This window comes from Paracoccus sp. MC1854, from assembly GCF_014164635.1.
Lineage (GTDB): Bacteria > Pseudomonadota > Alphaproteobacteria > Rhodobacterales > Rhodobacteraceae > Paracoccus.
The window spans coordinates 165,799-191,347 of sequence record NZ_JACJFU010000006.1 but is presented as its reverse complement, the minus strand read 5'-3'; the positions used below and the strand labels follow the sequence as shown (position 1 = coordinate 191,347).

Annotated in this window: 26 protein-coding genes and 1 other RNA gene; 14 read left to right on the top strand and 13 right to left on the bottom strand. The window is 68.1% G+C overall.

Features of this window, described 5'->3' with window-relative positions:
• Positions 1-69 precede the first annotated feature (69 nt).
• Positions 70-1,245: a Hint domain-containing protein gene (locus H5395_RS07595; RefSeq protein WP_182791959.1), complete on the bottom strand. Its 1,176-nt coding sequence runs from the start codon at positions 1,243-1,245 to the stop codon at positions 70-72.
• 306 nt (positions 1,246-1,551) lie between these two features.
• Between H5395_RS07595 and H5395_RS07590 the strand changes: the two genes are divergently transcribed.
• From H5395_RS07590 to H5395_RS07575, 4 genes are read left to right on the top strand one after another with little or no spacing between them, the layout of a single operon-like run.
• Complete coding sequence (locus H5395_RS07590) at positions 1,552-1,722, top strand: hypothetical protein (RefSeq protein WP_182791958.1); 171 nt, start codon at positions 1,552-1,554, stop codon at positions 1,720-1,722.
• Between the two features lie 5 nt (positions 1,723-1,727).
• The gene (locus H5395_RS07585) at positions 1,728-2,909 is read left to right on the top strand and encodes a VWA domain-containing protein (RefSeq protein WP_182791957.1); all 1,182 of its coding nucleotides are present in this window, start codon (positions 1,728-1,730) and stop codon (positions 2,907-2,909) included.
• A gap of 39 nt (positions 2,910-2,948) precedes the next feature.
• Positions 2,949-3,635, top strand: coding sequence for a M48 family metallopeptidase (locus tag H5395_RS07580; protein WP_182791956.1), 687 nt, complete (start codon positions 2,949-2,951; stop codon positions 3,633-3,635).
• A gap of 38 nt (positions 3,636-3,673) precedes the next feature.
• Positions 3,674-4,066, top strand: a complete 393-nt coding sequence (locus tag H5395_RS07575; protein ID WP_182791955.1) for a group III truncated hemoglobin — start codon at positions 3,674-3,676, stop codon at positions 4,064-4,066.
• Here the strand turns inward: H5395_RS07575 and H5395_RS07570 are convergent.
• The 7 genes from H5395_RS07570 to H5395_RS07540 all read right to left on the bottom strand — a co-directional run bounded on the left by H5395_RS07570 (position 4,063) and on the right by H5395_RS07540 (position 12,629).
• Positions 4,063-5,418: a cytochrome P450 gene (locus H5395_RS07570; protein WP_370576407.1), complete on the bottom strand. Its 1,356-nt coding sequence runs from the start codon at positions 5,416-5,418 to the stop codon at positions 4,063-4,065. The two genes, H5395_RS07575 and H5395_RS07570, sit on opposite strands and share 4 nt — an antisense overlap.
• Before the next feature lie 97 nt (positions 5,419-5,515).
• Positions 5,516-6,721: a hypothetical protein gene (locus H5395_RS07565; RefSeq protein WP_182791954.1), complete on the bottom strand. Its 1,206-nt coding sequence runs from the start codon at positions 6,719-6,721 to the stop codon at positions 5,516-5,518.
• Positions 6,722-7,062: 341 nt separating this feature from the next.
• Positions 7,063-8,073: a YeiH family protein gene (locus tag H5395_RS07560; RefSeq protein ID WP_182791953.1), complete on the bottom strand. Its 1,011-nt coding sequence runs from the start codon at positions 8,071-8,073 to the stop codon at positions 7,063-7,065.
• A gap of 93 nt (positions 8,074-8,166) precedes the next feature.
• Positions 8,167-8,676 (bottom strand): cytochrome c, encoded by a 510-nt coding sequence (locus H5395_RS07555; RefSeq protein WP_182791952.1) that lies wholly within the window; start codon positions 8,674-8,676, stop codon positions 8,167-8,169.
• Positions 8,677-8,770: 94 nt separating this feature from the next.
• Entirely contained in the window at positions 8,771-9,634 is an 864-nt protein-coding gene (locus tag H5395_RS07550; RefSeq protein WP_182791951.1) for an SDR family oxidoreductase, read from the bottom strand.
• A 478-nt stretch (positions 9,635-10,112) separates the two neighbouring features.
• Positions 10,113-11,561 carry an IMP dehydrogenase gene (guaB, locus tag H5395_RS07545; protein ID WP_182791950.1) on the bottom strand — a complete coding sequence of 483 codons (1,449 nt, stop codon included), beginning with the start codon at positions 11,559-11,561 and terminating at the stop codon, positions 10,113-10,115.
• A gap of 72 nt (positions 11,562-11,633) precedes the next feature.
• Positions 11,634-12,629, bottom strand: coding sequence for a tellurium resistance protein (locus tag H5395_RS07540; protein ID WP_182791949.1), 996 nt, complete (start codon positions 12,627-12,629; stop codon positions 11,634-11,636).
• A 174-nt stretch (positions 12,630-12,803) separates the two neighbouring features.
• Here H5395_RS07540 and H5395_RS07535 point away from each other — a divergent pair, with 174 nt between their 5' ends.
• The 4 genes from H5395_RS07535 (at position 12,804) to ppk2 (ending at position 16,709) form a co-directional block, all read left to right on the top strand.
• Complete coding sequence (locus H5395_RS07535) at positions 12,804-13,928, top strand: OmpP1/FadL family transporter (RefSeq protein WP_182791948.1); 1,125 nt, start codon at positions 12,804-12,806, stop codon at positions 13,926-13,928.
• Between the two features lie 99 nt (positions 13,929-14,027).
• Positions 14,028-14,888: an ATPase gene (locus tag H5395_RS07530; RefSeq protein ID WP_182791947.1), complete on the top strand. Its 861-nt coding sequence runs from the start codon at positions 14,028-14,030 to the stop codon at positions 14,886-14,888.
• Positions 14,888-15,814 (top strand): homoserine O-succinyltransferase, encoded by a 927-nt coding sequence (gene metA / locus H5395_RS07525; RefSeq protein ID WP_182791946.1) that lies wholly within the window; start codon positions 14,888-14,890, stop codon positions 15,812-15,814. Before H5395_RS07530 ends, metA begins: the two co-directional genes overlap by 1 nt.
• A 1-nt stretch (position 15,815) precedes the next feature.
• The gene (ppk2, locus tag H5395_RS07520; RefSeq protein WP_182791945.1) at positions 15,816-16,709 is read left to right on the top strand and encodes a polyphosphate kinase 2; all 894 of its coding nucleotides are present in this window, start codon (positions 15,816-15,818) and stop codon (positions 16,707-16,709) included.
• A gap of 17 nt (positions 16,710-16,726) precedes the next feature.
• Here ppk2 and H5395_RS07515 read toward each other — a convergent pair whose 3' ends face one another.
• A complete protein-coding gene (locus tag H5395_RS07515; protein WP_182791944.1) occupies positions 16,727-17,356 on the bottom strand; it encodes a hypothetical protein in 630 nt (209 codons plus the stop codon).
• 126 nt (positions 17,357-17,482) lie between these two features.
• Between H5395_RS07515 and H5395_RS07510 the strand changes: the two genes are divergently transcribed.
• Both H5395_RS07510 and H5395_RS07505 read left to right on the top strand, forming a co-directional pair.
• Entirely contained in the window at positions 17,483-18,229 is a 747-nt protein-coding gene (locus tag H5395_RS07510; protein ID WP_182791943.1) for an SDR family NAD(P)-dependent oxidoreductase, read from the top strand.
• A 16-nt stretch (positions 18,230-18,245) separates the two neighbouring features.
• On the top strand, positions 18,246-19,184 hold the full coding sequence (locus H5395_RS07505) for an NAD(P)/FAD-dependent oxidoreductase (RefSeq protein ID WP_234450917.1): 939 nt from the start codon (positions 18,246-18,248) through the stop codon (positions 19,182-19,184).
• A 28-nt stretch (positions 19,185-19,212) separates the two neighbouring features.
• Here H5395_RS07505 and H5395_RS07500 read toward each other — a convergent pair whose 3' ends face one another.
• Together H5395_RS07500 and H5395_RS07495 are read right to left on the bottom strand one after the other, a co-directional pair.
• Positions 19,213-20,298 carry a TRAP transporter substrate-binding protein gene (locus tag H5395_RS07500; protein ID WP_182791942.1) on the bottom strand — a complete coding sequence of 362 codons (1,086 nt, stop codon included), beginning with the start codon at positions 20,296-20,298 and terminating at the stop codon, positions 19,213-19,215.
• Between the two features lie 80 nt (positions 20,299-20,378).
• Positions 20,379-21,368, bottom strand: a complete 990-nt coding sequence (locus H5395_RS07495) for an extracellular solute-binding protein (protein ID WP_182791991.1) — start codon at positions 21,366-21,368, stop codon at positions 20,379-20,381.
• A gap of 241 nt (positions 21,369-21,609) precedes the next feature.
• Here H5395_RS07495 and H5395_RS07490 point away from each other — a divergent pair, with 241 nt between their 5' ends.
• On the top strand, positions 21,610-22,350 hold the full coding sequence (locus H5395_RS07490; protein ID WP_182791941.1) for a 5'-methylthioadenosine/S-adenosylhomocysteine nucleosidase: 741 nt from the start codon (positions 21,610-21,612) through the stop codon (positions 22,348-22,350).
• Positions 22,351-22,405: 55 nt separating this feature from the next.
• Positions 22,406-22,819, top strand: coding sequence for a PaaI family thioesterase (locus H5395_RS07485; RefSeq protein WP_182791940.1), 414 nt, complete (start codon positions 22,406-22,408; stop codon positions 22,817-22,819).
• Between the two features lie 13 nt (positions 22,820-22,832).
• Here the strand turns inward: H5395_RS07485 and H5395_RS07480 are convergent, their stop codons facing one another.
• Positions 22,833-23,084, bottom strand: a complete 252-nt coding sequence (locus H5395_RS07480) for a PepSY domain-containing protein (RefSeq protein WP_182791939.1) — start codon at positions 23,082-23,084, stop codon at positions 22,833-22,835.
• Positions 23,085-23,163: 79 nt separating this feature from the next.
• On the opposite strand from H5395_RS07480, the gene ssrA reads away from it, so the two are divergent.
• Positions 23,164-23,519: a transfer-messenger RNA gene (gene ssrA / locus H5395_RS07475) on the top strand.
• 105 nt (positions 23,520-23,624) lie between these two features.
• Entirely contained in the window at positions 23,625-24,884 is a 1,260-nt protein-coding gene (locus H5395_RS07470; RefSeq protein WP_370576410.1) for a glutamate-5-semialdehyde dehydrogenase, read from the top strand.
• Positions 24,885-24,890: 6 nt separating this feature from the next.
• Here H5395_RS07470 and H5395_RS07465 read toward each other — a convergent pair whose 3' ends face one another.
• Complete coding sequence (locus tag H5395_RS07465) at positions 24,891-25,538, bottom strand: histidine phosphotransferase family protein (RefSeq protein WP_182791937.1); 648 nt, start codon at positions 25,536-25,538, stop codon at positions 24,891-24,893.
• Between the last annotated feature and the right edge of the window lie 11 nt (positions 25,539-25,549).

Genomic DNA, 25,549 nt, shown 5'->3' with positions numbered 1-25,549 from the left:
TTGCAGCGACAGGGGCTGAACGAAAAAGGGCCCCGAAGGGCCCCGGTTTCCGTCAACGGTCGGGCGGTGTCACTGCAGCGGATGCCCGGCATGGCTGGAGGCGAGGCTCCGGCCCTGCCGGCCGTTCAGGAACATCCGTGCGCCCGGCGCAGCCCCGGCCCGGTCGGCCAGTTCGGGGAACAGCGCAAGGATTTCGCGATGCGCTTCCTCGCCGATCGCCCGCAGCGCCTGTTCGCCGGTGTAAAGCGATTCGGACTGCGCGCCCTCGGCATAGACCACCTCGTGGCGATCGAAGAGCACATGGACATAGGTGATCTCGGTGACGTCCTCGGCCACCTCGACCCCGTCCAGTGCCAGCAGGTGCTTGGCCGCGACCAGCACCTCATCCGTGCCGAACAGCTTCTGCGCGATGGCCGAGCGGACCATCATCCGGTGCTGGGGCGAGACCAGCAGGTCGCGCCTGGGCAGCCGGTCGCCCAGCACGCCCTTGCGGATGCGGATCGGCCGCAGCCGCGGCATGGCCGCGAGATCCACGGCGTCCAGCCTGCGGCTGCCGATCCAGCGGATCGGCTGCAGCCCGTTGTCGGCCGTCTCCACCAGATCGCCGACCGACAGCTTTTCAACCGGGCGCTGGCCCTTGGCCGTCGCCAGCCGCACACCGGCGGTGAAGCAGGGAACGGGGTGGAGATTGTCGGGCGGGCAGTAATTGTAGTCGCCGTCCTTGTCCGGGATCGCCTTTCCCAGCTCGATCGAGGCGATGGGCTTGGCATTGATCGCCTCGACCCCCTTGCCGTTTTCCGGCGGAACAAGGAAAGTGCGGCCCAGATCGTCCTGGATCACGGTGACCAGCGCCTCGGCACAGGTGCCATCCGTATAGGTGATGACCGCCTTGTATTGCGAAACACCGTCGAACCTGAAGCTGTCCACCTGCTTGACGATGTCCGTCCCCCGCTGCGGCACGTCGACCGCGGGGGAGGTGCTGAAGGTATCGTAATGGCCCAGGAGGTTGTTGCCTTCCAGCTTGCCATCCCGGTTCCAGTCACGGGTGACGGTGATATCGACGATGTTGCCCGCAAGCGGATCGTCGCCGGACCCGAAGGTCGTGCCGCTCAGGCAGGCAGCGGATTCAGCGCCGGGAATGAGTTCCCATTGGTCGATATACTGATCTTTGTGAACGTCGCCGAGATAGATGGCTTTGAACGTCGTATCACAGCCGCCCGGCGTGGGGCAGGAGCAGAAGGTCATACTGGTAACTCCGACAACCGGAAAACTGGTAAACACGCGGCCGAACAGGCTTAGCTCGCTTATGCCTCAAGCCTTCGGCAAACAGAACAATAAAGTTATATAAATCCCTGCATGTTCAGGTGGTTGATGCAACCAGTGCACATCCTTGAGGAGAGAATTACGCAAGCTTCATTGGCTTTTTGCCGCCTCGATTGCGTTGGAAAAAAAAACAACCCTTCCAGGTTGCAGCTCGGCGGGTTGTCACCCCCTCAGGATTCGCCTACAGCAGCCGCTGATCGTCTTTCCTTTGCACGCCGGGGGCGGCTCATGATCATCATCATCGCCATTGTCCTCGGCGCGTTTCTGGGCGACCTGCGGGCCCGCCGGGTGCAAGGAAACGTCAAGGACCGCCTGCAATATGCTGCGGCCCACGCGCTGGCCTTCGCCATTCTGGGGCTGTTCGCGACGATCTTCATCGACCGCGCCATGAGGGGCTGAGGCCGATGTTCCGCCCATTCCTCGACACGCTGCGTCGCCACGGGGTTCCGGTTTCCCTGCGGGAATGGCTGGACCTGATGGCGGCGATGCAGGCAGGCGTCGCGGGCTGGTCGGTGGACGACTTCTACACCGTCGGCCGCGCGATCCTGGTCAAGGACGAACGCCACATCGACCGCTATGACCGCGCCTTTGCGGAAAGCTTCTCAGGATTGGAAACGATCCCCGTCGAGGCTCTGGTCAGCGAGGCCGCCCTGCCCCGCGAATGGCTGGAAAAGCTGGCCGAGAAGCTGCTGACGCCCGAGGAGAAGGCCGCCGTCGAGGGCGCGGGCAGCTTCGAGGCGCTGATGGACAAGCTGCGCGAGCGGCTGGCCGAGCAGAAGGGCCGCCATCAGGGCGGCAACAAGTGGATCGGGACGGCGGGCACCTCGCCCTTCGGGGCCTACGGCTTCAACCCGGAAGGCGTGCGGATCGGGCAGGACGAAAGCCGCCACCGCCGCGCCGTCAAGGTCTGGGACAAGCGCGAGTTCCGCGACTTCGACGACACCGTGGAACTGGGCACCCGCAACATCAAGGTGGCGCTGAAGCGGCTGCGGCAATGGGCGCGGCATGGCGCGGCCGAGGAACTGGACCTGCCCGGCACCATCCGGGCCACGGCCGACCACGGCTACATCGACGTCCAGACCCGGCCCGAGCGGCGCAACGCGGTCAAGGTGCTGCTGCTTCTGGACGTGGGCGGCAGCATGGACGACCACATCCGCGTGCTGGACGAACTGTTCTCGGCCGCCCGCGCCGAGTTCAGGAACCTCGAACATTTCTACTTCCACAACTGCCTTTACGAATCCGTCTGGCGCGACAACCGCCGCCGCTGGGACCAGACGATCCCGACCTGGGACCTGCTGCACCGCTATGGCCGCGACTGGAAGGTGATCGTGGTGGGCGATGCCTCGATGTCGCCCTACGAGATCGCCGCCCCCGGCGGCGCCAACGAGCACTGGAACCCCGAGCCGGGCGAACTGTGGCTGCGCCGGCTCTGCGAGACATGGCCGGATCACGTCTGGCTGAACCCGGTGCCCGAACGCCACTGGGGCCATACCCAGTCCATCGGCATGATCGCCCGCATCTTCGAGAACCGGATGATGCCGCTGACGCTGGAAGGGCTGACACGGGCGATGCGTGTTCTCGGCTAGGCCGTTGATCGTCCCCCCTGCAGCGCCCAGATTGGCGGCATGAAGCTGCTGCCGATCCTGCTCATCATCCTTTACGCCGTCGCCATGTGGCTGCTGTCGGCCTGGCGCCTGCGCCAGCAACTGACAGAGAACTCGACCCCGCTGGAGGACCCGCGCCTTGCGGCGGCGCTGGACAGGCTAGGCCGCGCCATGGGGATCGGGCGGGTCAAGGCGCATGTCTACGAAATCAAGCCGGTCAACGGCCTGGCCGCGCCGGATGGACGGGTGTTCCTGACGCGCGGCTTCCTCGATCAGCTTGACGCCGGGCGGGTGACGGAAGCCGAACTCGCCTCGGTGATCGCACATGAGCTGGGCCATGTGACCCACGGCCATGCGCGGCGGAGGATGATGGATTTCGCCGGGCAGAACCTCGTCCGCATGGTGCTGGCCACGACCTTCGGCCGCTTCATCCCCTTTGTCGGCCCGTGGATCGCCGGCCTCGTTGCCTCGGCGCTGGCGGCCCGGCTGTCGCGCGAGGATGAATACGAGGCCGACGCCTTCGCCGCCGCGCTGATGGTCAAGGCGGGCTTCGGCACCGAACCCCAGAAGGCGCTGCTGTCACGGCTGGACAAGCTGACGGGCATGAGCGGCCGCCCGGTCGCATGGCTCGCCTCGCACCCGCCGATCCCGCGGCGGATTGCAGCTATCGAGGCGCTGGAACGCCGCTGGAAGCTGCCCGTGGCCTGACCCTTGCCGCGCCCGCCCTTCGGGACCACATGGGGCGCATGACCATTCCGCCGCGCTTCGACGTCACCTCCGAACAGATTGCCCGCGTCGTCCAGACCTTCTACGCCGCCGTCCGCCGGCACGAGGTGCTGGGTCCGGTCTTCGCCCGTCATGTCACCGATTGGCCCGCGCATGAGGACCGGATCGCCGCCTTCTGGCGCAACGCGATCCTTTACGACCGGGGTTATGACGGCAATCCGATGCAGGTCCACCGGGACGCGGGCGACGTGCGCCCCGCGCATTTCGACGACTGGCTGATGCTGTTTGACGCGACGCTGCTGCGGGTGCTGCCGCGGGACACGGCGCGGGCGTGGTCGGCGCTGGCGCACCGCATCGGCGCGGGGCTGCGGATGGGCCTGCGCCAGCCCGAAGGCGTGCCGATCATGCGCTAGCGCCGCCCGATCCGCAGCCGGATGCCGTCGCGCCCGCGCACGGTCAGCCGGGCGACCGGCACCGGGTCGACCGCGCCGCGCCCCAGCCGCAGGTCGCGGCAGATCGTGGCCAGCATCAGCGGCCCCTCGATCATGGCGAAACCCGCCCCCGGACAGACCCGCTGCCCTACGCTGAAAGGGATATAGGCCGAACGCGCGCAGGTCCGGCCGTTCGGGGTCTCCCAGCGGCCGGGGTCGAAGGCGTCCGGGTGGTCCCAAAGCCGCTCATGCCGGTGCAGGTGCCATGGCGACAGCACGACCTGCGTGCCCCGCGGCAACTCGCGGTCGCGGAAGCACTCGGGCTGCACCGTTTCCCGCACCATCATCGGCACCGGAGGGTAAAGCCGCATCGTCTCTCGGAACACCGCGCGGGCGGTCTTGAGGCGCGACACTGCCGAAAGGTCAGGCATCCCCCGGTCCAGCACCTCGCGCGCCTCGGCGGCCAAGCGATCCTGCCATGCGGGCGCCGCCGCCAGCAGCCACAGCGCCCAGCCGAGCGCGCTGGCCGAGGTCTCGTGCCCGGCAAGGAAGAAGATCGCCACCTGATCGACCATTTCGGTGGAGGTGAAGCCTTCGCCGGTCAGCGGATCGGGGGTCGTCATGATCTTGGTGGCGAGGTCGTCGGGCGCGGTTCCCGCTGCGATCTCGGCCGCCCGGCGCGCGACCATCCCGGCGATGAGGCTGCGGATGGTCGCCGCCGTCCGCCGGGTGCGCCGCCCGTGCCAGCGTGGCACCCAAGGGGGCAGCGGCACCATCGCCGCGAGGTTCACGATCGGCTGCGCGTCCTGATGGGCACGGAAGGCGGCAAAGACCTGCGCCGCCGTCTCGTCCTCGATCGGCAGCGAAAACAGGGTGCGGAAGATCACGTCGGCGGCGGCATGGCTGGTTTCCGGCTCGATGTCGATCTCGGCACCCGCACGGGCCTCAAGCCGCCGCATCACCGCCAGCGCAGCCTCCCACATCGCCGGCAGAGTTTCGCCCAGCCGCCCGCCCTCGAAGGCCGGATCGATGATGCGGCGCTGGCGTTCCCACAAGGCGCCATTCGTGACGAAGACCGACTGCCCCAGCAGCGGCGCCAGTCCCTCGCGCAGCCGGTTCGACTTGGGAAAGTCGCGCGGCCGGGTCTGCAGCACCAGCCGGACCAGCGCCGGGTCGTTGCAGACGACGCTCCGCAGCAAGGGGCTGCGGAAATCCGCCATCCACGCCCGGTAAAGCCGCGCCGGCAGAGCCGACAACAGATCGCGGCGAAAGCGGAGAGCGTAACGCAGGACGCCGCCCCGCCCCTCGGTGCTGCCGGGCTTGGGGGCGATCACCGGCACGCCTCCTGCGCGAAGGATACTTCTTTCTGGAAAAATACCCCACGGGGGTGCGGGGGTGTGAAACCCCCGCTTTTAGGGCAGCGCGCCGCAATCATGGCGCGCCCCTGCTGCGGCCGGGCCAGTCGTTGACCGCCCGCGCGATGCGGCCGGGGGAATGGGCACGGCCCGCATAGCGGTCGCCCAGCCGCAACGGCCCGGCCGTTATGGCGAAGTAGTCATAGTCCCCCGGCCGGTCGAAGGCATGCAGATACTGGAAATGCAGCCGGAACCACCGCCGCCGCAACGCGCGCCGCGTCTCGGGCGAAAGCGTCCGCGAGAAGGCCGCCGACAGCACCAGCGGCCCGCGCCGGTCGGGCGGCTCGGCCCCCGAGACGGCCACCGGATCGCAGAGGCCGAAGCAGCAGGCATCGCCCGGCGCGCTTACGTCCACCCATGTCGCCTCGGGCCGGGCGGAAAGAAAGCGCAGGTCCGCCCGCAGACGCCCCGCACGCGGCAGGAACGAAGCCATCGGCACGACATGGCCCAGGGTCAGCAGCGCCAGCCGCCCATCTGCCCGCGAGCGCCCGGAGCGGATCACGTCCGCCAGCACCGACACCGCCAGATAGGCTCCCGAGGAATGGCCGACTACCAGCACCTCGTCCCAGTCCCCGTCCAGCACCTCGGCGATGCGGCGGGCAAAGGCCGCGATGCGGTCCTCCAGCACCGCCGGATAGGCACCACCGTTCTGCGCGGCAAAGGCATAGTCGTGCATCAGGTAATAGGCGAAGACACGGCCGTCGATCCACCGGAAGAACCACAGGACCGCCCCCGCCGCGGCCAGCCCCAATGCCAGCCCCGGCAGCCAATGGATCAGCCGCGCCCCTGCCCACCACAGGACGCTGCCCAGCCCCAAGGCCAGCGCAAGCTGCGCCAGAAGCACGACGATGGGATAAAGCGCCGCGATCACCGGCCCGCGCCGCAACCGCATCAGCCGGAACAGCGCGCCCGAGCCGGCATAGGTCCAGACCGTCCGCAGAAGCTGGGCATAGGTCGCGGGGATCGACCGCCCCATCGAGCCCTGCACCACATCGGCCCAGACCAGCACCTCGACATCCGCCTGCCCGGTTCCGGCCGGAAACTGCCCGGTCACGCCCCAGCCGAATCCGGTGCGGTCGCGGCGCGGCCCGAACTCCAGCCGATAGCCCGAGATGCGCGCCTGCGCCTTGCCCTCGCTGCGGTAAAGCTCGCGGTAGCGGCGGGGCGGGACAGGATCAAAGCCGGGAATGTAAAGCACCCGGCGGCGGAACGGAGAGGTCATCGGGCGCCCCGGTTGATGCACCTGCAGCATATCGCCTTGAAGGCGAGCGGCAAGCCGGCAAGGCCCTGCCGGAAACCGGCCGCGGCATGACCGCCGCGTTCCGGCCTGCTGATCCAGAAGCGCCGCGCGGCATACGGAGAAATGCACCCATAGCCTCACAATCGTCGCATCCGAGTGGCAGCATCGCGGGCAGCCTTTCCGGACGGACGCCATCTCCCCGCATCACTCCTTCCGAACCGTCGCTTGACGGTCATGACCGCCGGGAACGCGGCGGTGCTGATCGGCCTTGGCGGATGGGGGCTTCATCGCATCGGGCTGTCCGGGGGCGGTGGACAGCCGCATCACCTCAGCAGATGCAGGCCGGTCATCACCCAGCCGCCCAGGAACAGGGTTTCAAGGACAAGAAGCGCAACGGCGCTCGGCCCCACCTCGCGTATCCGGCCCAGCGAGGTGCCGATCCCGACCGCGGCGATCGCGATCAGCAGGCACCAGCGCGACAGGCTGGCGGCGATGTCGGACAAGGACCCGGGGATCAGCCCCAGCGAATTCAGCGCGGCCAGCGCCAGGAACCCGACCACGAAGCCGGGCAGAAGCGGCGGTCGCGCATCCGTCCCGCGCCCCGCGGATTGCCGGGACCTGATCGCCAGCGAGAAGACCAGCACCACCGGCGCCAGCATCGACACCCGGATCAGCTTGACCAGCGCCGCCGTCTCGCCCGCCTCGGGCCCCACGGTGAAGCCCGCGCCCATGACCTGGGCCACGTCGTGGATGGTGCCGCCCAGGAACACGCCGGCGGTGCGCGGGTCATGACCGAGCCAGCGGGACAGCATCGGATAAAGGACCATCGCCACGGCGGAAAGCATCGTGACCGACAGCACGGTGAAGACGAGGTCGCGTTCCGACCGCTCGTGGCGCGGCAGCACCGCCGCGATCGCCATGGCGGCCGAGGCGCCGCAGATCGCGACCGCGCCGCCCGTCAGCAGGGCAAAGCGCCACTTGCGCCCGAAAAGCCGCGCAGCCCCCAGCGCGAACAGGATCGTCGCGATGACCCCGGTGACGATCAGCAGGACCAGCGGCCAGCCCAGCCGGACCAGCATCTCGACCGAGATCCGCGCCCCCAGCAGCGCCACGCCCAGCCGCAGCACCATGCGCGCGGCCAGCGCCACCCCATGCGCCGTGCGCGTGCCCTCTTCGCCCAGGAAGTTCAGCGCCAGCCCCAGCAGCAGGGCCATCAGCATCGCCGGCGCGGCGTAATGTTCCGACAGGAACTGCGCCGTCGCGGCCACCAGCGCCGAGACGGCGAGGCCCGGGAAAGCTTGTGAAAGACCCTGCGCCCAAGGGGATTGCGGCATCGCCACCACGTCCTTTCGTCAACTCTCCTGCATTCGTCGGACCCGACGCCGCCTGCAAGCCGGAAAGGGGCGGTTTCCGCGATCAGGTGCCCATCAGGGCAGAGGACCTTCCTCTCGTTCGGGCCTGGAAAGCGCGTCGGTGAGGCCCCGATCGGCGTTCCGTCCGGCCTGGATCGCCCGCATCCTTTCAGGCCAGCGCGACTTGATGAAGGCAAGGATGGCGGCGATGTCATCGTTCGACAGGACGTCGCCGAAGGCAGGCATCCCAGATGTCATGGGCACCCCCATGTCATCCAGCACCGCCTGGCCGCCGCGGCGGATGTAATCCGCCAGCATGGCATCGTCATGATGCCAGGTATGCCCGGTCTCGTCATGCGGAGGCGCGGGCAGGACCCCCTCCGCATCGGGGATCTGCCAGTCGGGCTGCCCTTCCAGCCCGGTCCCATGACAGGATGCACAATGCGCGGCGTAAAACGCCGCTCCGCGCTGCAGGTCGGGCGAGCGGCTGAAGAACCACGTCGCCGCAACGGCCAGACCGGCGACGATGACGCAAAGCCACCACCCCCAGGCGGGCCGGGGCGCGAATGAACGAGTGATGGCCATGCCGGGCAGATTGCCGTCCCCGGTTCGCGGGTCAAGATCGTATTGTCACTTGTGACCACCCCACCTTGAGAGCGGTCCTTCAGAGAACAGCCGCCTAGGCCTTCGCCGCGCCTTTCGCCCCGGCGGTCGGCAGGCCGAAGGTTTCGATGATGCGCTGCTCGAACTCCTTGTCCGGCAGGCTGCGGCGCAGGGGCACGAAACTTTCCGCCTCGGCGCCGACGGGCACGGCGATGTCGCTTTGCTCGTTCTCGATGATCGCCTTCACGGCCTCGGCGATGGGCTGGGGCGACGGCCCTTCGTTGATGGCGGCGGCCACGACCGGAACGAAATGCCCGACGAGGTCGCGGTAGGGCGAATCCCCCGATGTGGTGTCGGGATTGGCCACCAGCCCCTTGCGCACGAAATTGGTCCCGAAGAGGCCGGCGAGGACGGAATGCACCCTGATCCCGAACTGCCCCACCTCAAGCCGCAGGGAATCCGTGATCCCCTCGACCGCGTATTTGCTGGCGTTGTAATGGGTCAGTAGCGGCAGCCCCATGCGCCCGAGAAAGGACGAGATGTTGATGATGACGCCGCCCTGCGCCGCGCGCATGTGGGGCAGGACCTCGCGCGTCACCCGCAGCAGGCCGAAGACGTTCACGTCGAACTGGCGGATCATCTCGTCGTCGGTGCCGTCCTCCACCGTGGCCAGCAGCCCGAAGCCCGCGTTGTTCACCAGCACGTCGATGCCGCCGGCCTGTGCGACCACCTGCGCCACGGCCTCGCGCACGAGAGCCGGGTCCTGCACGTCCAGCCGCACGGTCGTCAGCCCGGCACCCTGCGCCCGCGCCGCATCCATCAGTTCCGCCTCGCCCTCGCGGACGCCCGCAAAGACGCGGTAGCCGCTTCGGGCAAGAAGAAGCGCGGTCGCCCGCCCCATGCCGGATCGCGCGCCGGTGATCAGAACGCTTTTGCTCATGCCGTCTTCCCTCGTGGTTCGTTGCGGCCGGCCGCAACCGAAGCAGGCTGCATCCCGCCGGCACGGTCGAACGCTCATGGCAGCAGGCCGGATCCACGGGGCTGTCCGGGTAGCGCCGGCAGAGTGGCGGCCTGTCCCCTCGGATCGGGCGCACAGGACCTGTTCCAGACAGGGCGCGGTGCCATGTCACCCGTCCTCGGACATGGCAAGCAGATGCAGCAATCGCACATCCGGGGTCAGGCCCTGACCGGAGCGGCTTGCGAAGGGCCGGATCGGTCAGGACGTTTGATGACGGAGAACCGGGTTGCTCGACGAAAGGCCGGAAACTGAACCGGACAGCCCCAAGCCGGGCTGCTGCAACATGATGGCGTGAGGAAGCATCAGGCGGATCGCCGTTCCTGCCAGCCCAGTCGAGAGCGTTGCCCTGACCCTTCGGGTGGTCAGGCGAGCACCAGTTCAAATCCCGGCAGCCTGTCGATCACCCAAGCCTGTAGTTCGGCGACTCCCGCGTGATCTGGACGTCGTGCACGTGGCTTTCCTTCAGGCCCGCGCCGGTGATGCGGACGAACTGGCATCCGCCGCGCATCTGCTCGATCGTGGCGTTGCCGGTGTAGCCCATCGCCGCGCGCAGCCCGCCGACCATCTGGTGCAGGACCGCCGCCACCGAGCCCTTGTAGGGCACCTGCCCCTCGATCCCCTCGGGGACCAGCTTGTCGGACGCCGCGTCCTTCTGGAAATAGCGGTCCGCCGAGCCGCGGGCCATGGCGCCCAGCGAGCCCATGCCGCGGTAGGACTTGAACGAGCGGCCCTGGTACAGGATCACCTCGCCGGGGGCCTCGTCGGTCCCGGCGATGGCGCTGCCGACCATGGCGCAGGTGGCGCCCGCCGCAATGGCCTTGGCGAAGTCGCCCGAGAACTTGATGCCGCCGTCCGCGATCACCGGCACGTCGCCCGCGCCCGCCACCGCGTCCATGATGGCGGTCAACTGCGGAACGCCCACGCCTGCGACCACGCGCGTGGTGCAGATCGAGCCCGGCCCGATCCCGACCTTGATCGAATCCGCGCCGGCATCGACCAGCGCACGGGCAGCCTCGGCCGTGGCGACGTTGCCCGCGCAGATCTCGACATCCGAGAAGGCCTTCTTCAGCCGGCTGACGGCCTGCGCCACGCCCTCGGAATGGCCATGCGCGGTGTCGATGACCACCAGATCCACGCCCGCTTCGATCAGGGCCGAGGACCGCTCGAACCCTTCGTCGCCGACCGTTGAGGCGGCGGCGACCCGCAGGCGGCCGAAGTCGTCCTTGCAGGCCAGCGGGTTCAGGACCGACTGCTCGGTGTCCTTCAGCGTCAGAAGGCCGGTCAGCTTGCCCTGCCCGTCCGTGACCAGCAGCTTCTCGATCCGGCGGGCCTTCATCAGGCTGATGGCTTCCTCGCGGTCGGCGGGCTCGTGCAGGACCGCAAGGTTGTCCGAGGTCATCATCACCCGCACCGGCGTCCGGTCGTCGCTGGCAAAGCGCATGTCGCGGTTGGTGACGATGCCGACCACGCGGCCGGTCGCGTCAACGACCGGAAAGCCGGTCACGTTGTATTCTTCCTGCAGCGCCTTGGCATCGGCCAGCGTCTGGTCGGGCGACAGGGTGATCGGGTTGTAGACGATGCCGGATTCGAAGCGCTTGACGCGGCGGACCTCGTCGGCCTGCTGTTCCGGCGTCAGGTTGCGATGGATCACGCCGATGCCGCCCGCCTGCGCCAGCGCGATCGCCATGCGGCTTTCCGTCACCGTATCCATGGCGGAACTGACCAGCGGGATGTTCATGCGGATGTTGCGCGAGACGCGGGTGGTCACATCCGCGGTCGAGGGCAACACGCTGGAAGCCGCGGGAACCAGAAGAACGTCGTCGAAGGTCAGCGCCTCGCGAATCTGCATGGGGATGATCCTGTCAGGGTTTCGTTTGGCAGTTTCCCCTTTCACGCGCCGGGCGAAAAGTCCAGCGGCGGCTCAGGCGATCGCGGCGTTGGACCGGGCGGGCAAGCGGCCCTGCATCCATTCACGCAGGACCAGCGCCAGAACCGGCAGGACGGTCAGCGTGGCCAGCACCAGCAGCACCCCCGCGATCAGGCGATGCGCCTCGCCGGGCGCAGCCATCCACAAGGCGACCCAGGCGGCGGCGGTCGCCGACAGGGCAAGGGCCGGGGCGCCCCAAAAGGCCGAGAAGCCGTCCGCCAGCAGCCAGCGCCCCCCGGCTAGCATCGCCAGCACGCCGACCAGCGCCAGCCAGGCAAGCGCCGCACCCAAGGTCGTCGCGTCGACCGCCAGCAGCACGGTCGCCAGCACCGGGACGGGCGCGAGATGCAGCGCCAGCAGCGGCCGCAGCGGGGCCGGAACGCGCAGGCGCAGCAGTTGCCGGACGCTCAGCATCCAGATCAGCGGCACGCCGATGGCGGCGGGCATGCCGAGCCACGCCAGCACGGGCCAGCCGAGCAGCATCCCGGCCTGCGCCGCCACCGCAAGGCCGGCAAGGCTCAGGTGCCAGTCCGGCGAGACCATGCGGCGCTCGGGCGGGCCGTCGCGCAGCAGGGGCAGCATGGCAACGACTGTCCAGCCATGCAGAAGAAACCCGAGGATCAGCAGCAATCGCCCGGCGCCGATGCTGAGCGTCGCCCCGACAAGCCCCCCCAACAGGTAAAGCGACAGCATCGCGGCGCCGACCCCTGCCCTGCCCGGCAGGATCGCCAGTTCCTCCATCATCACCGAAGGACGGCGCGCCAGCTTGCAGCCATAGGCGAAGAGCGCGAAGGCAGCGATGGCGGCGATCATCCCGGCCAGCATCTGCCCCGCCCCGGCGGGCAGCGCGAAGGCCTCTGCGCCGACCACCCAGGCAAGGCCCAGTTCCAGCGCGGCCAGAACGGCAAGGAACATCACCGGCGGCACGCGGCGGAAGCGGCCGGGCGGCACCGGGCGGGGCATGGCGAAATGCAGGCGTTCGCGGCTCATGCCCCATGATCGCAGGCCTTCGCAAGGATGCAAGCGTGGCGGTTGCGCCACGCAGCGCCCGGACGAGCGCCTCTACGCCGCGTCATGTGTCGGTGCTGATTGACCGAAGCGGGTAGAAAATCGCAGAAGATAGGCAAGAACCCGCTCAAAGGCGGACTTTCGGGAGGAAAGATCATGAAACGCACATTTATCTCGACCGCCGCATTGCTGCTGACCGCCGCGCCGGTTTTCGCCGGCGGAATCGAGCGGGCGCCCCAGTCGCTCGGCATCCTGTTCGAGCCGGGAAATTACGCGGAACTGAGCTTCGGCGGCGTGAATCCCACGGTCCGCGGCACCGACGTGGCGGGCGCTGCCACCCGCGACGTGGCGCAGGGCTACGGCTTCTTCGGCCTCGCCTACAAGCACCAGTTCAACGAGAACCTGTCGGCCGCGCTCATCATCGAACAGCCCTTCGGCGCGGACCTTCGCTATCCGCTGGCGCCCGACGGATCGCCGGTCTTGGGCGGCACGCGGGTGGAAGTGAACTCGACCACCTACACGGGGCTTCTACGCTACAGGTTCGAGAACAACTTTTCGGTCCACGGGGGTGTCCGCGCCTCGCATGCCGATGGCGGCGTGAGGCTGGACGGCGCGGGCTACGCGGCCACCGCCGGCTACGATCTTGAAATCGACAAGGAATGGGGCGTCGGCTACGTGGTCGGCGCGGCCTATGAGATTCCCGCGATCGCGGCCCGCGTGTCGCTGACCTACAACTCGCCGATCGAGCATGATTTCGGGATGACCGAAAGCGGCGGCCCCCTGCCGGCGACGTTCCGGGGCGACTACACGGTCAAGACCCCGCGCAGCTGGGTGCTGGAAGGCCAGACCGGCATTGCGGCCGACACGCTGCTCTTCGGCTCGGTCCGCTGGGTGAAATGGTCGGAGTTCAAGGTGGACAACTTCCTGTTCCCGATCCCCATCGGGGCAGGCGTCCCGCTGGTCGAGGTCGAGGACACGACCACCTATACCATCGGCATCGGCCGCAAGTTCACCGAGAACTGGGCCGGCTCGGTCTCGTTCCTGTATGAGCCGAGCGAGGACGGCTTCGCCTCTCCGCTGGCCCCGACCGACGGCCGCAAGGCGATCACGCTGGCGGCGATCTACACGATGGACAACCTCAAGGTCACGACCGGCATCAACTACACCAAGCTGGGCGATGCGGACCTCGGCGTGGGCGAAACCGGCAACAAGCGCTACGTCGCCACGATGGACGACAACGATGCCGTGGGCTTCGGCGTCCGGGTCGGCTACAGCTTCTGATCGCTGCCATTCCGACTAAAGGCCCCGCCCCTGCGGGGCCTTTTCCTTTCCCCCCACGGCCCTTAGGAACTGCCCGTTGCGATCAGGACGGGCGGGCAGATGTATTCCAGCGGCAAGGCGTGGCTTCAGGCCCCGGAAAAGCGGGTGATGCTGTTCGGGATGTCGGGCTTGGGCAAGACCCATGTCGCGTCGATGCTGCGCCGGTCCGGCGCGTGGTTCCATTACAGCGTCGATTACCGCATCGGCACCCGCTACATGGGCGAGTTGATCGCCGACGACTTCAAGCGCCACGCCATGAAGGTGCCGCTGCTGCGCGAGTTGCTGATGACGGACTCGGTCAGGATCGAGTCGAACATCACCTTCGACAACCTCGCGCCGCTGTCGACCTATCTCGGCAAGCCGGGCGATCCGGCGCTGGGTGGTTTGCCCTTCCACGACTACAAGCGCCGGCAGGACCAGCACCGCGCCGCCGAAATCGCCGCGATGCTGGATTCGGGCCATTTCATCACCCGCGCGGCAGAGATCTACGGCTACCGCCACTTCGTCTGCGATACCTCGGGGTCCATCTGCGAGGTTGTCGATCCCGAGAACCCCGACGATCCCGTGCTGCGGGCGCTGGCCGCGCTGATGCTGCCGGTCTGGATTCGCGGCACCGAGGCACATACCTCGGAACTTGTCCGTCGCTTTGACCAGGCGCCAAAGCCCATGTATTACCAGCCCGCCTTCCTCGCCGCCGCATGGAAGGATTATGGCCGCGCGCATCCCGGCCCTGTCGATCCCGACGCCTTCATCCGCTGGACCTATGCCCGCGCACTGGCCCATCGGCAGCCCCGCTATGCGGCCATGGCCCGCCGCGGCGTCACCGTCGAGGCCGACGAGATCGCCCGTGTGGCAGGCCCGCAAGACTTCGTCGATCTGATCGCCGCCGCGATCCACCGGCAAGACCGAAAGGAAGACTGATGCCCATCACCCTGCCCGAGAACCTGCCCGCCTTCGACATTCTGCGGTCCGAGGGCGTGATGGTGATGAGCCCGGACCGCGCGGCGCGGCAGGACATCCGCCCACTGCGCATCGCGCTGCTGAACCTGATGCCGAAGAAGATCCAGACGGAAAACCAGTTCGCCCGGCTGATCGGGGCAACGCCCCTGCAGATCAACCTGTCGTTGATCCGCATGTCTGACCACGAATCCAAGAACACCGCCGCCGACCACATGGAGTCCTTCTATCGTGCCTTCGCCGAGGTCGAGGCCGCGGGCGAGCGTTTCGACGGGTTGATCGTCACCGGCGCCCCGGTCGAACACCTGCCCTTCGAGGAGGTCACCTACTGGGACGAACTGCGCCGCGTCTTCGACTGGACGCGGACCCATGTCCATTCTACCTTCGGCGTCTGCTGGGGCGGCATGGCGATGGCCTGGCATTTCCACGGATTGCCCAAGCGCCTGCTGGACGCCAAGGCCTTCGGCTGCTTCCGCCACCGCAACCTCGCCCCCGCCTCGCCCTACCTGCGCGGCTTTTCCGACGACGTGCTGATCCCGGTCAGCCGCTGGACCGAGGTGCGGCAGGAGGACATCGACCGGCGCGCGGAACTGACGACGCTGCTTGCCTCGGATCACGTCGGGCCGTGCCTGGTCGAGGATGCGGCGCATCGCGCGCTTTATATCTTCAACCACCTGGAATACGATTCCGGCACCCTCAAGGACGAATACGATCGCGACGTGGCTGTGGGGAAACCGATCGGGGTGCCCGCGAATTACTATCCTGATGACGACCCCACAGGCTGCCCGTCGAACCGCTGGCGCAGCCATGCGCATCTGCTTTACGGCAACTGGATCAACGAGATCTACCAGACCACGCCGTTCGACCTGAACGACATCGGACGCGGATGACATGAAGAAGAAGCCGGCTCCGTCGCAGGAAAACCCCCTTGTCGGCCAGATCAGCCGGTATTTCCGCGACGAGGCCCCGGCCGCCATCCGCCGCGCGATCGAGAAGGCCGACGCGGATGACATCCTTGACCCGAGCTATCCCTATCGCGACGAGATGTCCCGGCGCGACTACGAGGACCGGGCCGAGGCCCTGCAGGTACAGATGGTCACGATGCTGGGCGACGTGATCGCCAGCGGCAAGCGCGTGGTCGTGCTGTTCGAAGGGCGCGACGCCGCCGGCAAGGGCGGCACCATCGACGTGATGCGCGAAAACCTCAATCCGCGCTCGGCTCATGTCGTGGCCCTGCCGAGGCCGACCGAGCGCGAGGCGGGGCAATGGTATTTCCAGCGCTACGTCGCCCGCCTTCCCGCCGCCGGAGAGATCGCGCTGTTCGACCGAAGCTGGTACAACCGCGGCGCGGTCGAGCGCGTCTTCGGCTTCGCCTCGGAATCGCAGCGGGCGCAGTTCTTCCGCCAGTTGCCGGATTTTGAAAAGCTGCTGGTGGATGACGGCATCATCCTGGTCAAGCTGTGGCTGAACGTGGGCCGGGCCGAGCAGTTGCGCCGTTTCCTCGACCGCGAAAAGGACCCCCTGAAGCGGTGGAAGCTCAGCGCCATCGACGTGGACGGGCTGGGGCGCTGGGACGACTACACGGCGGCGATCGGCGAGACCCTGTCGCTCAGCCACACGCCGGTGGCGCCATGGACGGTGATCCGGTCGGACGACAAGCGGCGCGCCCGGATCGCGGCCATGCAGGCGGTTCTGGGCCGGGTGGATTACGCCGGCAAGGATCACGCCCTGATCGGCGCGCCCGATCCGCTGATCGCCGGCGGGCCGGAGATGCTGCGGCGCTAGCCCCGGCTCGTGCCGCGTCAGTAGGTCGAGAAGCTGAGGCCGATGAAGGTCTCGTCCTCGACGAACTTGTGGCCCAGCCTGACCCTGAGCCGCCGGGTCACGGGCGCCGAGGCCATCAGCGTCGGCGTCACCTCTCCGCCCGCCTCGTGCCAGACCGACAACTGCCCGCCTAAGCCCGAAGGCATATGCGTCAGCCCGCCCACCAGCAGCGCGGCATCGTCGATGGCGGTGTAATCGGCCATCACGAAGGTGCCCCAGCGGCCGTATTCGGCCCAGCGGTCTGCCGACAGCCGCATCCCGGCCTGCAGCCGCGCGCAGCTTTCGCCCTCGGCGTCGAGGCAGCGGGTCCAGCGATGGTCCTCGCGCTGCCACCACGCGATCTCCTCGGCCTTCAGGGCAGGGCCGGCGCGCAGTTTCCATGGCGCTTGGTCGTCGCCCACCTGCCAAGTGTAGAGGGCCGAGGCGCGGGACCACAGCTCTCCGTCGTCGCGGCCAAGGCCGAAGCCCCAGACGATCCGCCCCCGCTCGATGTTGGTGACAAGCTGGGCACCGCCCTTCCAGGCGTCGAACTGGGTCCATGTGCCATTCCCCGCGGCCCCCGCGCAGGGGGCCAGCAACGAAACGATCAGCAGGACTACACGGCGCATCGGGGATCCCCTTTGCGCCAAGTCTACCGTCAGGATGGTTGACGGATGGTTAAGACGGACCTCGCTTGCCCGCACCGCAGGCGCGGCCTAGCATCTGAACAGATGTTCATTTCCGGAGAGGAAACCATGGACCTGTCGAATGCCCGCGCCATCGTCACCGGCGGCGCCTCGGGCCTTGGCGCGGCGACCGCGCAGCATTTCCGCCAGCGCGGCGCGCAGGTCACGGTGCTGGACCGCGACGAGGCGGGCGCCGGGGCGGTGGCGGCAATGGGCGCCCATTACGCCCGCGCCGATGTCACCGACGAGGCTTCGGTCGCCGCCGCCATTGCGCAGGCGGTGGGCCACATGGGCGGCATCGACATCTGCGTGAACTGCGCAGGCATCGTCATCGGGGAAAAGACCGTGGGCCGGGATGGGCCGCACAAGCTGGACAGCTTCCGCCGCACCATCGAGGTGAACCTGATCGGCACCTTCAACGTCCTGCGCCTCGCCGCCGCCGAAATGTCGAAGAACCGGCACGAAGGTGAGAACGGCGTCATCGTCAACACGGCCTCCATCGCCGCATTCGACGGGCAGAGCGGGCAGGCCGCCTATGCCGCGTCCAAGGCCGCCATTGCCGGCATGACCCTGCCCATCGCCCGCGACCTCGCCCGCAACCGCATCCGCATCTGCACCATCGCGCCCGGCATCTTCGGCACCGCCATGCTGCGCAGCCTGCCACAAGAGGTGCAGGACAGCCTTGCCGCCGAGGTCACCAACCCCAAAAGGCTGGGCGAGCCCGAGGAATATGCGCGCCTTGCCGCGTTCATCGTCGAAAATGCCTATATGAACGGCGAAACAATCCGCATCGACGGCGCGTTGCGGATGCGTTGAGCCAGGAAAGGCGAACATGACCGACCGGATGCCCCTGCCCGACGAACCGCTGGACTGCCTCATCGTCGGGGGCGGCCCCGCGGGGCTGACGGCTGCGATCTATCTTGGCCGCTTTCATCGACGCGTGGCGGTCGTGGACAAGGGCGAGGGGCGGCTGCAGATGGTCCCCCGCTCGCACAACCATCCGGGCTATCCCGAAGGCGTGACGGGTGTGAACCTGCTGGAGGACATGCGCGAGCAGGCCACCCGCTATGGCGCGACGCTGCTGCCCGGAGAGGTCACGGCGATCACGCGCGAGGGCGAGTTGTTCCTGGCCGAGACTGACGAGGGCCGCGTCAGCGCCCGGACGGTCATGCTGGGAACCGGCGTCGTGAACCATCGCCCGCCGCTAGACGAGGCCACCCATGCCGATGCGGTGGCCCGCGGTCTTCTGCGCTATTGCCCGATCTGCGACGCCTATGAGCAGACCGGCAAGCGCATCGGCGTCCTTGGCGGCAATCGCCACGGGCTGGCCGAGGCGATGTTCCTGCGCAGCTACAGCCGCGACATCACCCTGATCCCGATGACCGGGATGCGGCTGGACGAGGACGAGCGCGACCAGGCCGGCGAGGCCCGCGTCGACATCGTCGAAAGGCCCATGTCTGCGCTGAACTTCGACAACGACTGCGTCCAGGTCACGCTTGAGGACGGGCAGCGGCTGGTCTTCGACACGCTTTACGTCGCGCTGGGCACCCATACGCGCAACGAGCTGGGCGTGATGCTGGGGATCGAGCTTGCGGAAGGCCAGTGCTTCGTCACCGACGAGCGTCAACGCACGACCATCCCCGGCATCTATGCCGCAGGCGACGCGGTCCAGGGGCTGGACCAGATCGGCTTCGCCATCGGGACCGGCACCCGCGCGGCCGTTGCCATCCACAACGACCTGCGCGACCAGGACGGGCAGATGCTGGACTGAGGGGCGGCGACCCGCCCCCTACCGGGCCTTAGCGGTTCACCTGACCGGAGTTGAAATAGTCATAAGGCAGTTCGGCCACCCGCAGCCATTGCTGCTGCTTCTGCCAATAAGCCGACCAAGGTTCATAGATCCTGCGGAAGTTCTCGTTGCTTTCGGCATATTCCGCGTAAAGCTTGCGCGATTCGGCAAAGGCTGCCTCCAGCACGTCGTCCGGGAAGGCCTTGAGCTGCGCGCCCGACTGGATCAGCCGCAGCAGCGCGTCCGGGTTGCCGTTGTCATACTTGGCCACGCAATGGGTCAGCGTCTCGGCGCAGGCGGCCTCAAGCGCGGCCTGGTAATGCGCGGGCAGCGCGTTCCAGGCGTCGAGGTTGATGTAGAGACCGACATTCGCGCAGCCTTCCCACCAGCCCGGATAGTAGTAATGCGGCGCGACCCGCTGGAAGCCCAGCTTCTCGTCGTCCAGCGGCCCCGAGAACTCGGCCGCGTCGATGGTGCCGCGTTCCAGCGCCGAATAGATGTCGCCGCCCGCGATCTGCTGGGGCACCACGCCCAGCCGCGACAGGATCGTGCCGCCAAGCCCGGCGATCCGCAGCTTGAGCCCGCGCAGATCCTCGGCCGAGTTGATTTCCTTGCGATACCAGCCGCCCATCTGCGCGCCGGTGTTGCCCGAGGGGATGACCCGGACGTTGGAGGAGGCCACGAATTCGTTGATCAGCTCCAGCCCGCCGCCCTGCATCAGCCAGGCAGTCTGCTGGCGCGTGTTCAGCCCGAAGGGCAGCGCGGTTTCAAAGCCCCATGTCGGGTCCTTGCCGATGCTGTAGCTGCCCAGCGTATGGGCGCATTCCACCGTGCCGTCGCTGGCCGCGTCCAGCGCCTGCAGGCCCGGCACCAGCTCGCCCGCCGAGAAGGCCTGGATGCGGAAGCCGCCGTCCGTCATCTCGCCGATGCGCTGCGAAAGCTGCGAGGAAATGCCGTAAAGCGTTTCCAGGCTGTTCGGATAGGCCGAGGTCAGGCGCCAGCTTACCGTGGGCTGCGCCTGCGCCAGCGCCGGTGCGGCAAGCATCGTGGCGGCGGAACCGATGCCGGCGGTGGACAGGAAATCGCGGCGTTTCATGGCATCTCTCATGCAGGTGGGACGGTCATGCAGGGCGGCGGTCCGTGGGGCCGCCGCCGTTCACTGGGGAAAGGCGCGGCTCAGAAGCCGGCCTTGATCTTTTCGAACTCGGCCAGTTGCCGCTCGCGCTGGGCGGGGTCGTTTGGGGTCTGGGCAAGCACCGGCGCGTCGATGGGACTGAGGTTCGCAATCACGCGGGGATCGTCCGCCACGGTCGCCAGCGCCTTGGTGTTGGTATGGCCGTAGCCGATGGTGTCCAGCAGGCCCTTGGCGGCTTCCGGCGCAAGCCAGGCGTTGATGAAATCATAGACCTTGTCGTCGCTGCCCTGACCGCCCTTCAGGTTCACGAAACCGCAGAAGAAGGTCGAGGAGCCCTCGGCCGCCTCGCGCTGGAAGCCGATGGGATAGTTTTCCGCCTGCAGCAGCGGGATCGCGTCGTTCCAGGACCAGGCCACGTCAACCGCGCCCGAGGCCATAAGTTGCGACTGTTCCGCCGGGTCGGCCCAATAGGCGGTGACGTTCTGGTGCGCCTGCCGCAGCCAGTCGGCGGCGGCCTGGAACTGTTCGTCCGTGACCTCGGTCCAGTCGGTCACGCCGGTCGCCAGATAGGCCAGCGCCCAGACATCGTCGGCGGAATCAGGCAAGCTGGTGCGGCCCTGATAAGCCGGGTTCACGAAGACCTGCAGGGTCGCGACATCCTCGGCAGGCACGTTTTCCGTGTTGTAGGCAACAGCCGTGGCGCCGAAGTCGGTGGGGATGTACCACAACCCCTCGGCATCCTGGAACACCTCGGAATCGAGGAAGCGCAGATCGATGTCCGCCACCGCAGGGATGCGGGCCGGGTCCCAGGGCTCGATCAGCCCGGCGTCGCGGTATTTCGACACCATCTGGCTGCAGGGATGGGCCACGTCGGCGCGGAAGCCCGAAGACAGCTTCTGGAACGCCTCGTCGTCGTCGCCGTAGAAGGCGAAGGTCGGGCTGTTGCCGTGCTTGTCCATGTAGCCCTGGAAGATCACCGGCTCTTCGAAGCCCGCCCAGTCGAAGACGGTCAGCTCGGGGTCGGCGGCCATGGCGAGGCCGGGTGCGGCAAGGGCCAGCGCGATGGCGGTGGTGCGCAGAATGGTCACGGGGGCAGGCTCCGGTTTTGATGCTTGGCAGGACGCTAGCGGCGGGCCGGCACAGGGGCAAGCGGCATGAGCCCGGCGGCCTGCGGCTGGCGCGGATGTGAGATTTCACGCGGCGTGGCCCGCGCTTTCCCCGGCGCGAAGTTTCTGCCAATCGGGGGTTCAGCACTGACTGCAGGAGCTTGCGATGTCCGACCTCCTTCATCTCTCGGCCGAGATCCCGGCCGAGCCATTGGCGGCCGGTCTGGGCGCGCTGCGGCCTGTCAGGCTGGACGCCCGGCCCGACGCACAGCCCCATCCCGACCTGATCGCCGGGCACCGCATCCTCTTCGTCATGGCCGCGCCCGAGGAATACGGCCCTGCCCTGCGCCAGCGGATCACGCCCCTGATGACCGGCATCGGCCCGGTCGAGGCTGCCGTCGTGGTTTCCGCGGCGCTGGCGCGACTGGCGGCGAAGGACGAGCTTCCCGAGGCGATCGTCTGCCTTGGCAGCGCCGGGTCGCGGCATCTGGAGCAGGCAGGCGTCTATCAGGCGAGTTCGGTGTCCTATCGCGACATGGACGTGTCGGCCCTTGGCTTTCCGGCCGGCATCACGCCGGGGCTGGATCTGCCGGCCGAGGTGCCGCTCCCCTTCCGCATTCCCGGCATCCCCGAGGCGCGGCTGTCATCCGGCGCGGCGATCGTGTCGGGCGCGGGCTACGATCCCATCGACGCCGACATGGTGGACATGGAAAGCTTTGCCGTCTGCCGGGCCTGCCTCGCCTTCGGCCTGCCGATGATCGGGTTGCGCGGGATCTCGGACGGGGCCGCGCCGCTTGGCGGCTACATGGACTGGACGCGCTACCTGGCCGAGATCGACGGGCGGCTGGCGCAGGCGGTGGACAAGTTGGCCGCGTCAGTCGATGCGATCCTGCAGCCGGGCGCTTGACCTTGCGTGCCGCTTCGATCTTCCTCGCAGCGGCCCGACATAAAAGGACAGCCCGATGACCCGCGACGAACTCGACCGGATCGCCTTCGACCAGCCCGCCTTCGCGCAGCTTCTGGGCTTCCGCCTGGTCTCGGCCGAGCCGGACGAGGTGGTGGCGGAACTGTCAGTGACCGAGGACCTGGCCAATCGCAACGGCGTCATGCACGGCGGCGCGCTGATGGCGATGGCCGACAACTTGGGCGGCACCGCGACGATGATCAACCTGCCCGAGGGCAAGACCACCACGACGCTGGAAAGCAAGACCAACTTCCTGCGTCCGATCCGCATCGGGGACACGGCGCGAGCACGCTGTGTGCCCCTGCACAAGGGACGCACGACGATGGTCTGGCAGACCACCATCTCGCGCGGGGACGGCAAGCCCGCCGCCATCGTCACCCAGACCCAGATCGTGATCGAGTGGCGCGACTGACGGCGGGCGGCCCTCAGCGGGTCTGGCCGCTGACCGGATCGACCTTGATCTCGACCTCCTGCCCGCCGGTGGTCCTGTATTCGACCTCCCAGTAGCCGTCGTCGTCCCATGACACGTCCTCGATGAAGGCGAGGTCGGCCACGTTCGCCTCGACCGTGGCGACGATGCGCGACAGCGGCTGCGCGTCGGCGGGCGGCGGCGTGTCGGCCAGGGCGGGCAGGGCCAGGGCGCCCAGCGCAAGGGCGGCAAGTCCGGTGCGGATCATGTTTTTTCCTTTCCTTCTGGATGCCCGCCCAACGCCCCGGCCCTGCCGGCGTTCCCTCGTGGCGGCCATGTCCGCCTGGACCCTTGCAAGCGGCCCGGCAGCCTCCTAGATTGATCCCGTCCGGGTTCGCCCGGACTATGGACATAAACGCGCAGGTAATAAGCGGATCGGACCCGGGGGCGGTACCCGGCGGCTCCACCAGATCATCCCTCGTTGGGGGCGAATGGGGCCGAAACAGGATCGACGAACGTCTAAAGCTGTTTGCTTTGTCTCGGTGAGCTACCACCGTCATCGGTGCAAAAAGTACAGTTGCCAACGACAACCGTGCTCCGGTGGCTCTGGCTGCGTAAGCAGTTCGAGTTATCGAAACCTAAGTCCTTGCGCTTAGCCGCGTAAGGCGGGGTTCGCAGGCACCTGGCAACAGAAGCCTGCACTTTCCCCGTTCCATTGTCGTGCCGCTTGCCGCACACTGGCTTTCCGCCGGGGTCTGTGGCACCTCTGCCGGACCACGGGTCCCGGTCAGGCTTGACGATGAACGACATGCACGAATCCGCCGACGAACTGATCGCCCGCATGGGGGCGCTTGCCCGCGAGGCCGCGGCCGTGCTGGCGCAGGCCCCCTCCGGGCAGAAGCGGGACGCCCTGCTTGCCGCAGCAGCGGCGATCCGCGAGGCCGATGCCGGGATCATGGAGGCGAACGCCCGCGACCTGTCCCATGCCGCCGAAAAGAACCTGCCGCCCGCGATGGTGGACCGGCTGCGGCTGGACCCTGCCCGCATCGCGGCCATCGCAGAAGGGGTCGCGGCAGTCGCCCGGCAGCCCGATCCGGTCGGCCGGGTGCTGGCCGAATGGGACAGGCCAAGCGGGCTGCATATCCAACGGGTGGCCACCCCCATCGGGGTGCTGGGCGTGATCTACGAAAGCCGCCCGAACGTGACCGCCGATGCCGGCGCCCTGGCGCTGAAATCGGGCAATGCGGTCATCCTGCGGGGCGGGACCGACAGCATCCATTCCTCGGCCGCGATCCACCGCGCCATGGTGCAGGGGCTGCGCGCCGCCGGGCTGCCCGAGAATGCGATCCAGATCGTGCCGATGCGCGACCGCGCCGCCGTGACCGCCATGCTGCGGGCGCAGGGGCTGATCGACGTCATCATCCCGCGCGGCGGCAAGGGGCTGGTCGGGCTGGTCCAGTCCGAGGCGCGGGTGCCCGTCTTCGCCCATCTGGAAGGCATCTGCCACATCTATGCCGACGGCGCCGCCGACGCGGCCAAGGCCCGCCGCGTTGTGCTGAACGCCAAGACCCGGCGCACCGGCATCTGCGGGGCGGCCGAATGCCTGCTGATCGACCGCGCCTTCCGCGACAGGCATGGCGACGTGCTGCTCCGCGACCTTCTGGACGCGGGCGTCGAGGTGCGGGCCGATGGCGAGCTGGCCGACCTCCCCGGCACCCTGCCCGCCCGCCCCGAGGATTTCGGGCGCGAGTTCCTGGACAGCATCATCGCCGTGCGGCTGGTGGACGGGGTGGACGAGGCGATCGACCATATCCGCCGTCATGGCTCGGGCCATACCGAGGCGATCCTGACGGAAGACGACGCCACGGCGGACCGCTTCTTCCGCGGGCTCGATTCCGCCATCCTGATGCGGAACGCCTCGACCCAGTTCGCGGACGGGGGCGAGTTCGGGATGGGCGCCGAGATCGGCATCGCCACCGGCAAGCTGCACGCCCGCGGCCCCGTGGGGGCCGAGCAACTGACCAGCTTCAAGTATCTCGTGACCGGAGACGGGACGATCCGGGGCTGAACGGGCTCAGAAGCCGAGCGCCGCGCCTTCTGCATCCAGCGACCAGGCGATCGGGCGGCCGTGTTCGGCGGCCAGGGTTCCCAACATGGCGAAATGCACTTCGGAGGGCGCGGGCGCCGGATGCGGACCCTTGGCCGGTTCCAGCGACTGCCACAGCCCCGGTTCCGCCCGCATGCGCGAGGCCTGCCCCCGCATGCGCCATCCTGCGCCTTCGCGTATGACGGTCACGTTTCCGCCCCAGGGCATCGCCGTATCCATGCACATCAGCGACAGAAGCAGCATCCGCGCCTCGATCCGCGAGGTGTCGCCCCCCGCCTCGACGGCGATGGTCAGGCGCGCACCCCGGGCGTAATCATGGGCAAGCTGGGCAATTTCCATCACGGCCACGCGATGGTCGGGGGGGGCGTGACCGAAGGCCATCCGGTAAAGCCGCACCCGCGCCCGGGCGGCGCGCACGCTTTCGCCGATCAGCGTCAGTTCGGGAGAATTGGCGATGCCGGAATGTTCGCCCGACATTTCCAGCAACTCGACACCATTACCGATGGCGCCAAGCGGCGACACGAGATCATGGCACAAGCGGGCCGCGACAAGGCCGGCCAGTTCTGCGCCCGTTGCAGGGCCGGTTTGCCTCAACGGGATTGTGACGTAGGTCATCGTCCGGTAGC